This is a genomic window from Bifidobacterium sp. CP2, from assembly GCF_018555635.1.
GTDB lineage: Bacteria > Actinomycetota > Actinomycetes > Actinomycetales > Bifidobacteriaceae > Bifidobacterium > Bifidobacterium saguinibicoloris.
On sequence record NZ_JAFEJX010000003.1, the window covers coordinates 185,363 to 197,355 of the forward strand.

8 protein-coding genes are annotated in these 11,993 nt (G+C 66.4%); 4 read left to right on the forward strand and 4 right to left on the reverse strand.

Features of this window, described 5'->3' with window-relative positions; translation table 11 throughout:
• The first annotated feature begins 291 nt into the window (after positions 1-291).
• The 4 genes from JS531_RS03440 (at position 292) to phnX (ending at position 6,320) form a co-directional block, all read left to right on the forward strand.
• Positions 292-1,095 (forward strand): ABC transporter ATP-binding protein, encoded by an 804-nt coding sequence (locus JS531_RS03440; protein WP_214312692.1) that lies wholly within the window; start codon positions 292-294, stop codon positions 1,093-1,095.
• Positions 1,096-1,098: 3 nt separating this feature from the next.
• Positions 1,099-3,963 carry an ABC transporter permease subunit gene (locus tag JS531_RS03445; RefSeq protein ID WP_214312694.1) on the forward strand — a complete coding sequence of 955 codons (2,865 nt, stop codon included), beginning with the start codon at positions 1,099-1,101 and terminating at the stop codon, positions 3,961-3,963.
• A gap of 306 nt (positions 3,964-4,269) precedes the next feature.
• Positions 4,270-5,478, forward strand: a complete 1,209-nt coding sequence (locus tag JS531_RS03450) for a 2-aminoethylphosphonate--pyruvate transaminase (RefSeq protein WP_214312696.1) — start codon at positions 4,270-4,272, stop codon at positions 5,476-5,478.
• Between the two features lie 59 nt (positions 5,479-5,537).
• Entirely contained in the window at positions 5,538-6,320 is a 783-nt protein-coding gene (gene phnX / locus JS531_RS03455) for a phosphonoacetaldehyde hydrolase (protein ID WP_214312697.1), read from the forward strand.
• Between the two features lie 48 nt (positions 6,321-6,368).
• Here phnX and JS531_RS03460 read toward each other — a convergent pair whose 3' ends face one another.
• From JS531_RS03460 to dnaG, 4 genes are all read right to left on the reverse strand, one after another.
• Positions 6,369-8,018, reverse strand: coding sequence for a PLP-dependent aminotransferase family protein (locus JS531_RS03460; RefSeq protein WP_214312699.1), 1,650 nt, complete (start codon positions 8,016-8,018; stop codon positions 6,369-6,371).
• 57 nt (positions 8,019-8,075) lie between these two features.
• Positions 8,076-8,714 carry a pyridoxal 5'-phosphate synthase glutaminase subunit PdxT gene (gene pdxT, locus JS531_RS03465; RefSeq protein ID WP_214312701.1) on the reverse strand — a complete coding sequence of 213 codons (639 nt, stop codon included), beginning with the start codon at positions 8,712-8,714 and terminating at the stop codon, positions 8,076-8,078.
• Between the two features lie 16 nt (positions 8,715-8,730).
• A complete protein-coding gene (gene pdxS, locus JS531_RS03470) occupies positions 8,731-9,606 on the reverse strand; it encodes a pyridoxal 5'-phosphate synthase lyase subunit PdxS (protein WP_131314059.1) in 876 nt (291 codons plus the stop codon).
• 220 nt (positions 9,607-9,826) lie between these two features.
• Complete coding sequence (gene dnaG / locus JS531_RS03475; protein ID WP_214312703.1) at positions 9,827-11,935, reverse strand: DNA primase; 2,109 nt, start codon at positions 11,933-11,935, stop codon at positions 9,827-9,829.
• Between the last annotated feature and the right edge of the window lie 58 nt (positions 11,936-11,993).

The window sequence follows — 11,993 nt, forward strand, 5'->3', positions numbered from 1 at the left end:
CCACCACATACCCACCACCCGCGCCGTCGCCGCCCGGGCCGCCGGAAACTACGCGACTACAGCCGGCCGGTGTAGTTTCACTCGCTGTTCACCGTACTTTCAACCAACTTTCCCCCGTTTGACGTCCGTACGCCCCCAAGCGGCGACACCATGGAATACGGCAGAGGTTCACGCCGACACGACGCCTTCCCGGCGTCGCGATAACAGAATACGGACCCGGCCGGCAAGACCGGCACCACACGATACGGACCGCCCGCAAGGGCGGGTCTCCGGAAGGCAGTTGAAGGGAATATGCTCGAACTCAAGGACATCACCAAATCGTTCGGCGACACGCACGTGCTGAACGGCATCAGCCTGGAGCTGGACAACGGCAAGATCATGTCGATCCTCGGCCCGTCCGGCGGCGGCAAGACCACGCTGCTCAACATCATCCTCGGCATCACCGAGCCGACCAGCGGCCAGCTGCTCTACGACGGCGAGGACCTCACCCACGTCCCGATGGAGAAGCGCGGCTTCAACATCGTGTTCCAGGACTACGCGCTGTTCCCGAACCTCACCGCCTACGAGAACATCACCTACGGCCTGCGCAACAACCCGGGCATCTCCTCCGAGCAGGAGATCAAGGAGCTCATCTCGCTGCTGGGGCTCGAGGAGCACCTCAACAAGCGCATCGACGAGCTCTCCGGCGGCCAGAAGCAGCGTGTGGCCCTCGCCCGCACGCTCGTGATGAAGCCGAAGCTGCTGCTGCTCGATGAACCGCTGTCCGCCCTTGACGGCGTCATCAGGGAGTCCATCAAGGCGAAGATCAAGCAGATCGTCGAGCAGTACAAGCTCACCACGATCATGGTCACGCACGATCCGGAGGAGGCGTGCACGATGAGCGACAAGGTACTCATCATCAACCACGGCAAGGTCGCGCAGTTCGACACTCCGGAGAACATCATCGAGCATCCGGCCAGCGACTTCGTGCGGACGTTCATCCTCCACCAGCTCGAGGTCAAGCGCAACAACATCTACACGCTGTTCAACGAGGGCGACGGGGCCGCCGCCGCGCACGCCGGAGCCGAGCCCGTCGCCGCGGGCCGGGAGGCCTGAGCCATGTCGGTCGAATCCATCCAGGCGGGCAAGCAGCTGCCCAACATCCGCCCCGAGATCCACAACTACGAGGCGCGTCCCTCCAAGCCGAAGCAGACGGAGCTGTGGACGCTGCTGGCGATCGTCGCCGCCTGCTTCCTCGGCTTCCTCGTCGTGCCGATGATCCTCGTGATCATCCGCTCGTTCACCACCGCCTCCGGCGCCGGCACGCTGGAGAACTACGCGACGATTCTATCCCGTCCCGAGTTCACGCGTTCGATCACCAACTCGCTGACCGTCTCCGCGGTCTCCGCGCTCGTCGCCGTGATCCTCGCGTTCCTGCTCTCCTACACCATCAACTGCACAAACGTGCCGTCCGGGTTCAAGAAGGCCATCGCGCTGCTCGCCCAGCTGCCGATGCTGCTGCCGACCATCACCTACGGCTTCGCGATCATCTACTCGTTCGGCAAGAACGGTCTCATCACGCAGCTGATCGGGCATCCGCTGTTCGACATCTACGGCTTCAACGGCCTGCTCATCGGCTATGTGATCTACACGCTGCCGACCTGCTTCCTGCTCATCAACAACAGCTTCCAGTTCGTCGACAAGAAGTTCATCATCGTCTCCCACATCATGGGCGACAAGCCGTGGACCACGTTCCTCAACACCGTGCTGAGGCCGCTGGTCGGCACGCTGGCCGTCGCGTTCATCCAGTCGTTCTTCCTCGCGTTCACCGACTACGGCATCCCGACCTCGGTGGGCGGCGAATACGACGTGCTGGCGATGACGCTGTTCAACCAGATGCTCGGCTCCATCCCGAACTTCAACCGCGGCGCCGTGATCGCCGTGTTCATGCTCATCCCCTCGATCATCTCGATCGTCCTGATGACCGTGCTCGAACGCTTCGCGATCCGCTACAAGCAAATCAGCCAGGTGGAGCTGCCGAAGGGCAAGCGCCGCGACTGGACGTGCGGCGTGCTGTCCGTCGTAACGCTCGTGTGCGTGCTGTCCGTGTTCCTCGTGATCCTGCTCATCCCGTTCGTGCAGGAGTGGCCGGACCATCTCGGGTTCACGTTCGCGCATATCGCGAACCTGTTCACCGATTCGCAGCTCACGCAGGTGTTCGTCAACTCGCTGTACGTTGCCGCGATGACCGCGATCTTCGGATGCCTGTTCGTCTACGCCGCGGGCCTGGTGACCTCCCGTTCGAAGCTGCCCGCGTGGGCACGCCGCTCGGTCGATTCGATCTCCGCGATCATCAACACTGTCCCGGGCATGGTGCTCGGCATCGCGTTCCTGTTCGCCTTCTCCGGCTCGCCGCTGCAGAACACGTTCTGGATCCTCATCATCGCGAACATCATCCACTACTTCGCCACCCCGTACCAGATGATCAAGGATTCGCTCACCAAGATGAACGCCGGTTGGGAGACCACCGCCAAGCTCATGGGCGACAACTGGATCAAGACGCTGGTGCGCGTGGTCACGCCGAACGCGTGGCCCACGCTGCTGCAGATCTTCGGCTACTACTTCGTCAACGCGATGGTGACGATCTCCGCGGTGGTGTTCCTCACCGGAGCCCGCACGCAGGTCATCACCACGAAGATCTCCGCCCTGCAGCACATCGCCAAGTTCGACGACGTGTTCGTCCTCTCGCTGCTCATCCTCGTGGTGAACCTCGTGGTCAAGGGCCTGATCGCCCTGTTCACCCGCGACCGCGCCAAGGCGCGCGCGAAGGCCCGCGCCAAGGAGCGCGCGGCCGTGAAGACCCCGCAGGTGGCCGCCTCGTTCAGCACCGTGCGCCCGAGCCGTCAGCTCGCCGCCGCGGCGGCGACGTTCCAGCTACCGACCGACAACAACCGCAAGGCCCGCGGCCTGCTCACGGGCATCGCGTCCGCCGTGTGCGTGGCGCTGCTCGTCACCTTCGGCGCGGTATCCACCTCCGCGGCGGCCGCCGGCGGCAAGGTCGTCATCTACACGAACGCCGACGAGGAGGCCGTCACCGCCTTCGAACACGCGCTCGACCGCAACGGCTACAAGGACCAGTACATCATCCAGGAGTTCGGCACCTCCGAGCTCGGCGGCAAGATGCTGGCCGAGGGCAAGGCGCTCGAGGCGGACATGCTCACGATGAGCTCCTACTACGTGGATTCCGCGCAGGAACGCAACCACATGTTCGCCGACCTGACCGACGTCCACTCCAAGCTGCTCGGCACCACGGAGAACTCGAAGGCCCCGGCCTACCGTTCCCCCACCACCGCGCAGGAGGGCGCCATCATCATCAACACGGAGGCGCTGAAGTCCGCGGGAGTGCCGAAGCCGACCAGCTACGCCGACCTCGCCAAGCCCGAGTACAAGGGGCTCATCTCCGTGCCGGACATGGAGGGATCCTCCACCGGCTGGCTGATGGTCCAGGCCATCGTCGACGCCTACGGCACCGGCGAGAAGGGCAGGCAGATCCTCACGGACATCTACCGCAACGCGGGCCCGCACCTTGAGCAGTCCGGTTCCGGACCGCTGAAGTCCGTGCGCGCCAAGGAGGTGGCGATCGGCTTCGGCCTGCGTCACCAGGCGGTCGCGGACAAGAAGAAGGGCCTGCCCATCGACTACGTGGACCCGACCGAAGGCAACTACTCGCTGACCGAATCGGTGGCGGTGCTCGACAAGGGCCGCGCCACCAACCCGAAGGCGCAGAAGATGGCCGGGATCATCATCGACAAGGGCCGCAAGGAACTGCTCCAGACGTACCCGACGCCGCTCTACCAGGGCGAGCAGGCCCCGGCGAATGCATCCAAGCGTTCGAAGACGTTCCCCAAGCCTTTGACGGTGGATCTCCTCCAGCAGCATCAGGACTTCTCGTCCGAGTGCAAGCGCATCGCGCAGGGCGAGTAGTCGTCCTTTTCGGCCCGGTGGGGGTTGACGGTTCCCGTCGCCCCCACCGGGCCGGGATACGGCTCCCGCCTATCCGGCATCCCGCCGAAAGTGAACGCCGAGCGAACGGGATTCACAAAACTACATACAACACGCCGAGCGCACCCCATAATCAACGTAGAAGTTTTCTCCGATTACGTGCGTGACTACACTCGGCGCTCGGATACGACAAGACGCCGCAACGACATCGATCGCATCGGAATTCAACGAAACACCACACGAAACCATCCCGGAGGGTTTCCGGGAATCCCACGAAAGGAGACCATCATGGCCAACGAATACAAGCTGCTCACCCCCGGCCCTCTGACCACGACGCGCACCGTCAAGGAGGAGATGCTCTTCGACCACTGCACGTGGGACGAGGACTACCAGCAGATCACGCAGAAGATCCGCCGCCAGCTGCTCGAGCTCGCGCACTGCGATCCGGCCGACTACACCGTCGTGCTCATGCAGGGCTCCGGCACCTTCGGCGTGGAGAGCGTGCTCACCTCCGTGATCGGCAAGGACGAGAAGGTGCTGCTGTGCACCAACGGCGCGTACGGCGACCGTCAGGTCAAGATCTGCGAGCACGCCGGCATCGACTACGTGCAGTACGCCGAGCCGTACGACCGCATCCCGGACGCCGACAAGGTCGAGGAGTACCTGCGGAACGACCCGTCCATCACCCACGTCTCGATGATCCACTCCGAGACCACCTCCGGCCTGCTCAACGACATCGCCGCGGTCGCCACCGTCGCCAAGGCGCACGGCTGCACGTTCATGGTCGACGCGATGAGCTCCTTCGGCGGCGTCGACATCCCCGTCTCCGGCTGGGGCATCGACTTCCTCGTCTCCTCCGCGAACAAGTGCATCCAGGGCGTGCCGGGCTTCAGCTTCATCATCTGCAACAAGGCGAAGCTCGAAGCCTCCAAGGGCAAGGCCCGCTCCCTGTCCCTCGACCTGTGGGACCAGTGGAACACGCTCGAGAAGGCCAACGGCAAGTGGCGCTACACCTCCCCCACCCACGTGGTGCTCGCCTTCTCCAAGGCCCTCGACGAGATGTTCGCCGAAGGCGGCATCCCCGCCCGCTCGGCCCGCTACCAGCTCAACAACGACCTGCTCATCGCCCGCATGAAGGCGCTCGGCTTCCGCGTGTTCCTGAACGAGCATCAGGGCCCGATCATCACCACGTTCCTCTACCCGCAGGGCACGCAGTTCGACTTCCACGACATGTACGAGTTCATCAAGGAACGCGGCTACGCGATCTACCCGGGCAAGCTCACCACCGAGGACACGTTCCGTCTCGGCAACATCGGCGAGATCTACACCGACGACATCGAGAAGGTGACCGAGCTGCTGGCCCTGTACATGGGCGAGCGCGGCCTGCTCGAGGCCGCCACCGGCTCCGCCTCCGTACCGGAGGCGATCGCCGCGATGGACAAGGCGGGCGAACCGATCAAGGCCGCCGCGCCGAAGAACGTGAAGCTCACCGCGTGAGCCGCGTTCCACGGGGAATCCAGCGGGAATCGCAAGAGGAAACCAAAGGAGTTACGACAATGACCAACCGTTTCGAGGCCGTCATCTTCGACTGGGCCGGCACCACCGTGGACTACGGCTGCTTCGCCCCCGTCAAGGCGTTCCAGGAGGCGTTCAAGGAGTTCGGCGTCGAGCCGACGATGGCCGAGACCAGGAAGCCGATGGGCATGCTCAAGCACGACCACATCGCCACGATGCTGCGCATGGACCGCATCGCCCGCGCGTGGGAGGACCGTCACGGCGCCGCCCCGACCGACGCGGACACCGATGCCGTGTACGCGCACTTCGAGCCGAAGCTGCTGTCGATCCTCGACGGCTTCGCCGATCCGAAGCCGGGCGTGGTCGAGGCCGTCGCCGCCCTGCGTGCGGACGGTCTCAAGATCGGCTCCACCACCGGCTACACGGACAGGATGATGGAGATCGTCGTGCCGAAGGCGGCCGAGAACGGCTACGCGCCGGACTTCTGGATCAGCCCGGACGGCGTGAACGGCTTCGGCCGCCCATACCCGTACATGGTGTTCCGCAACCTGGAGAAGCTCGGCGTGACCGACGTGCGCCGCGCCGCGAAGGTCGGCGACACGCTCTCCGACATCCGCGAGGGCAAGAACGCCGGCGTGTTCACGATCGGCGTGACCGAGGGCAGCTCGCAGATGGCGTTGAGCCAGGCCGAGTTCGAGGCGCTGTCCGATGAGGACAAGGACGCGGCCCGCGCCAAGGCGCGTGACGCGTTCGTCGCCGCCGGCGCCGACGCGGTCATCGACACGATGGCCGAGCTGCCGACGCTCCTGCGTCAGATCGCCTGAGCCGTCGCTCCGTGCGCACGTACGCACGCACGCACCCGGAAGCTCCCCTCAACGAGGGGAGCTTTTTTCGTCGGCCGCGCACCCGGCGATGACGCGGATGCCGCGTTCGATGTCGCCGGCGTCGGGCCGGACCATGTTGAGGCGAATGTGCGCGTCGTCGGTCTCGTCGACGTCGAAGACGCCGCCGGGCATGAACGTGACGCCGTACGCGCGGCATCGGGCGAGCAGGTCGAGCGCACGCACGCCGTCGGGCAGCGTCACCCACACGTAGTAGCCGCCATCCGGCACGGTCCAGCGCATGCCTTCGGGCGCGTACCGCTCGAGCGCGGCGAGGGCCGCATCGCGTCGCGCGCGGTAGGCGTCGGTGAGGGATGCGACATGGCCCGCGATGCGTCCCTCCTTGAGCAGTTCCAGGCAGATACGCTGCGACGATGTGCTCGTATGCTGGTCGACCATGCGCCGCAACGCGGCGAGACGGGCGATGACGTGCGGGTCGGCCACGACCCATCCGGTCCTCAGGCCCGAGGTGACGGTCTTGGAGAACGTGGACAGGTACATCACGTATCCGCTGTTCTCCATGCCGGCGAGCGGCACGGGTCGGGACGCGGCGGACACGTCCCGCTCCCCCATCGGCCCGTGCGGGTCGTACGACCCGTACCACAGTTCGCCGTAGGCGTCGTCCTCGATGACGAGGCACTGGTAGTGCCGTGCCACGTCGATGAGTGTGCGGCGGCGTTCGATCGGCATCGTCGTGCCGGTGGGATTGTGGAACGTGGGGATCGTGTAGATGAGCTTCGGACGGAACCGCGCGCAGTATCCCTCCAGCAGGTCGGTGCGCATGCCGTCGGCGTCGACGGGCACGCCGACGAGCCGCGCGTCGGCCGAACGGAACGTCTGCAGCGCGGGGAAGAACGTGGACTGTTCGACGAGCACATGGTCGCCGGGATTGACGAACGCGCGCACGATGAGATCGATGCCCTGTTCGGAGCCGGACAGGACCATGACGTTGCGGGCGTCGCAGTTGACGCCACGGTCGCGCATGTGCGCGGCGAGCAGGCCGCGCAGCTCGTCGAACCCTTCGATCGGCGATTCCGGCTGGCCGTCGAACTCGTGCGAGGAGAACGCCTCGAGACTGACGGCGCGCAGCAGGTCGTCGGGGATGTCGGCCGGGTTCGGCGAGCCGGTGGCGAAGTCGACGGGGCAGGGCCGGCCATCCGCGGAGCCGGCCGCCCGCTGTGCCCGGTCGGCCTCGGCGATGTCGTGGTAGGTGAACCGGTTGGAGTAGTCGGAGAACAGCACCGACCACGGCGGACGGATGACGGGAGGCTCGGCGGCCCCCGGTTCCGTCGACGCGCCGTCGCGTATCGTGTGGACGACGGCGGGTTCGCGTGGCGTCCGCGGTTCTCCTTCCCGACCCACGGACACCGTCGATGCCGCCTGTGATGTCGCCGTCACCGCCGTCACCGCCGTCACGAACGTGCCCTTGCCGACCTTCGAGGCGATGAGGCCTTCGTCCTTCAGCTGCTGGTAGGCCTGCAGGACCGTGGCGCGGTTGACGTCCAGACGCGAGGCGAGCTCGCGTTCGGGCGGCAGCCGGTAGCCGGCGGCGAGCGCGCCGGACACGATCTGCTCGCGCAGCTGCGCGGCGAGCTGCCGGTACAGCGGCGCGGCGTCATGCCTGTTCAGTGCCAACCGCATCCCGCCTCACCGCCTTTCCTTGGGATTCCGTTCGACGCGCCTTACGAACACCCTAGGCTACAGGCCGAGGAACAGCTCGTGGATGCGGGTGTCGTCGGTGAGTTCGGGGTGGAACGCGGTGGCGAGGATGTTGCCCTGGCGCAGGGCGACCGGATGCCCGTCGACCTGCGTTTCGACGCGCGCCTCGGGTCCGACCGAGACCACGTACGGCCCGCGGATGAACACGAGCGGGAAGCCTTCGATGCGTTCCGGGTCCCCGGGCGCGCCGAAGTCGGCGGTCGTCTCGAAACTGCCGAGCTGGCGTCCATATGCGTTGCGGCGTACGACGGCGTCGAGCGCGCCGAAATAGACGTTCGGGTCGTTGTCGAGCCTGCGGGCGAGCAGGATCATGCCGGCGCAGGTGCCGAACACCGGTTTGCCGGCCTTGATGTGCGCGTCGATCCGCTCGAACAGGCCGGTGGAGCGCAGCAGCTTGCCCTGCGTGGTGGATTCGCCGCCGGGCAGGATCACCCGGTCGATGGAGTCGTCGAAGTCCTCGGCGGCGCGCAGCAGCTTCCACGGGGCGCCGAGACGGTCGAGGACGGCGGCGTGTTCGGCGAACGCGCCCTGGACGGCGAGGATGCCGGTGACGCCGTGGCGTGCGGTCTCGGCGTCGTCGGACTCCTCCTTGGAGATGTATTGGACGGCTACGACCATGATGGGACTCCCGGAATCACTCGCCGCGGGCGGCCATGATGGTCTGGATCTCGTCCTCGTTGATGCCGACCATCGCCTCGCCGAGGTTTTCGGAGAGCTTGGCGAGCAGGTCGGCGTCCTGCCAGTTTGCGGTCGCCTTGACGATGGCGGCGGCGCGCTTGGCCGGGTCGCCGGACTTGAAGATGCCGGAGCCGACGAAGACGCCCTCGGCGCCGAGCTCCATCATCAGGGCCGCGTCGGCCGGGGTGGCGACGCCGCCGGCGGCGAAGTTGACGACCGGGAGACGGCCGTTGTCGTGCACGTACTTGGCGAGGTCGTAGGGCACGGCGAGCTGCTTGGCCGCCTCGTAGACCTCGTCGTCGCGAAGTCCCACGAGCTCGCGGATCTGCTTGTTCATCGTGCGCATGTGACGTACGGCCTGGATCACGTCGCCAGTGCCCGGCTCGCCCTTGGTGCGGATCATCGCCGCGCCTTCGGCGATGCGGCGCAGGGCCTCGCCGAGGTTCTTCGCGCCGCACACGAACGGCACGTCGAACTGGTTCTTGTCGATGTGGTAGACGTCGTCGGCCGGGGAGAGCACTTCGGACTCGTCGATGTAGTCGATGTCGATGGCCTGCAGGATCCGGGCCTCGGCGATATGGCCGATGCGGACCTTGGCCATGACCGGGATGGAGACGGCCTCCTGGATGCCCTTGATCATGGCCGGGTCGCTCATGCGGGAGACGCCTCCGGCGGCGCGGATGTCGGCCGGGATGCGTTCCAGCGCCATGACCGCGCAGGCGCCGGCGTCCTGGGCGATCTTCGCCTGTTCGGGCGTGGTCACGTCCATGATCACGCCGCCCTTGAGCATCTGGGCAAGGTTGCGGTTGAGTTCGGCACGGTTCTGCGTCATGGTGTTCGGTGTCCCTTCGTGTGAGGTGATGATCGGACGGGATCGTCGCCGCGCGTTGCCGTGGTCGACGTCCGTCGGCGTTCATTATCGAACGCGAAAGCACGCACCCACCCAAGCCGGTCCAATTTGGACCGGACCAATCAGGGATTTCCTCACCCAGCCAATCCGGCTTCGGCCATGCAATCCAGCCATGCGACCGGCCACGCGGCCAGGCCGTCCGTCACCCGATGTTGTTGCCGTAGACCTGGGCCTGAAGGTCCTTGCGGGAGGTCTCCAGCTTGGTGATCTCGCCGAGGAGGGCGATCTTCTCCTCGCCGTCCGGGAGCATCGCCATGCGGCGGCGGGCGGCGCCGATGCGGCGCATGAGCCCCATGTCGAGCAGCTTGGCGAGCAGTTCGTTGGCGTACTGGAGCTCGGCCTTGGAGGGGGCGCGCAGCTGCGCGTCGGCGGCCGGGGCGTCCTGACCGGCTCCGCCTCCCTGACCGGCCCTGCCTTCGGCGGGCAACGGCAGCGGCATGACGGCGAGCTCGTTGATGACCGGTTCGAGCATCGGCCCGCCCGCCTTGGTGAGGTTGTGCATCCACAGACCCTGCGGGGTCTCGTTCGACGGCAGCCCGCCGGCCGCGGCGATCGCCTGGTAGAGCGTGCGGAACACCGGCGTCATGAAGTTCGCGAGCGTCAGCGCCTCGAACCAGTTGTGGTCGACGGCGCGCGGCACCTGGATGAGCATCGCCATGAACTGCTGTTCGGCGATGAACACGGCGTCGTCGATGCGGAAGTACGTCTGTTCGGCCGCATCCCGATGCTCGATCTCACGCCGGCGGGCCGGGTTCATGTACGGATCGCCGGCACCGCCGCGCTCCTCGCCACGCGCGAACGCGTCCGAACCGCCGCCCGCTCCCCCGAACCTGCGGCGCGGCGCGTACGCGTCATCCTCGCGCACATGCTGCCGGCGGCGAGCCGTGTTGACTTCGCGGCGCATGATGTCGAGATCCACGCCGATGCGGCGCGTGGCCTTGCGCGTGTAGATGTCGAGCAGCGAGCGGTCGCGAATCTGCGCGACCAACGGCGCCACGGCCTTGACCGCGCCCATCTGGCCGGTGGTGTACGTGGTGTCGAACCGGCCGATCGCCGCGTCGATGACGAAGTCGTACAACGGCTTCGCGTTCGCCACGAGCGAGCGCACCGCCTCGTCGCCTCGTTCGATCCTCAGGTCGCACGGGTCGAGGTTGTCGTCGGCGACGGCGACGAACGTCTGCGACAGGAACGCCGAGTCGAGGCCGAACGCGTGCAGCGCCGCCTTCTGCCCGGCGGCGTCGCCGTCGAACGTGAACACGATGCGCGAACTCAACGGCTGCCCCTCGACCTTCAACGGCCCCACCAGCTGGACCGCGCCGAGCGAATCGTCGGCGATGAGACGCCGCACGATCTTCGCATGCTCGGCGCCGAACGCGGTGCCGCACGTCGCGATCGCCGTGTCCACGCCGGCCAGATGCATGGCCATCACGTCCGTGTAGCCCTCGACGATGACGACCTGGCGCTTCTTGACGATCGCCTTCTTCGCGAGGTCGATGCCGTAGAGCACCTGGTTCTTGCGGTAGAGCGCCGTGTCCGGCGTGTTGATGTACTTCGCGGCGATCGTGTCGTCCTCGTACAGCTTGCGCGCGCCGAAGCCGAGCGTGCGGCCGGTCGAATCGCGGATCGGCCAGGTGACCCGCCCGCGGAAGTAGTCGTAGACGCCGCGCTGGCCCTGACGGGCCAGTCCCGCGTCGAGCATCTCCTGCTGCGTGAAGCCCTTGGACGCGAGGTGCCGCACGAGGTTGTCCCAGCCCTGCGGCGCGTAGCCGCAGCCGAAGCGTTCGCAGTCGGCCTGGCTGAACGTGCGTCCGCCGAGGAGCTTGCGCGCGGCGAGCGCCTCCTTGGTCATGATCTGCGAGACGAAGAAGCGTTGCGCCTCCTCGTTCGCTTCGAGGAGCCGGGCGCGTTTCGAACCGGAGTGTCCTTCCGCACGTCCGTTGCCCGTGTTCTCGTAGTGCAGTTCGATGTGGTATTTGTCGGCGAGCAGCTGGACGGCCTCGCGGAAGTCGATGTTCTCCTGCTGTTCGACGAATTTGAACACGTCGCCGCCGAGTCCGCAGCCGAAGCAGTGCCAGACGCCGAGCGCGGGGCGCACGTTGAAGCTGCCGGTCTTCTCGTCGTGGAACGGGCAGAGCCCCACGTACGTGCCGGTGCCCGAGGGCTTCAGCGACACGGATGCGGATACGATGTCGTACAGGTCCGCGGATGCGCGCACCTTCTCCACGTCTTCCTTCTTGATCATTCCGGCCATGACACACTACCCTACCGCCTGGCGTGGGATGCCGGAACAACTCGCCCGTCGCCGTGCC

Coding starts and splice junctions, on each gene's coding strand:
- JS531_RS03450 (WP_214312696.1), top strand. CDS start 4,270: ATGGCCAACGAATACAAGCTGCTCACCCCCGGCCCTCTGACCACGACG.
- pdxT (WP_214312701.1), bottom strand. CDS start 8,714: ATGGTCGTAGCCGTCCAATACATCTCCAAGGAGGAGTCCGACGACGCC.
- phnX (WP_214312697.1), top strand. CDS start 5,538: ATGACCAACCGTTTCGAGGCCGTCATCTTCGACTGGGCCGGCACCACC.
- JS531_RS03460 (WP_214312699.1), bottom strand. CDS start 8,018: ATGCGGTTGGCACTGAACAGGCATGACGCCGCGCCGCTGTACCGGCAG.
- JS531_RS03445 (WP_214312694.1), top strand. CDS start 1,099: ATGTCGGTCGAATCCATCCAGGCGGGCAAGCAGCTGCCCAACATCCGC.
- pdxS (WP_131314059.1), bottom strand. CDS start 9,606: ATGACGCAGAACCGTGCCGAACTCAACCGCAACCTTGCCCAGATGCTC.
- dnaG (WP_214312703.1), bottom strand. CDS start 11,935: ATGGCCGGAATGATCAAGAAGGAAGACGTGGAGAAGGTGCGCGCATCC.
- JS531_RS03440 (WP_214312692.1), top strand. CDS start 292: ATGCTCGAACTCAAGGACATCACCAAATCGTTCGGCGACACGCACGTG.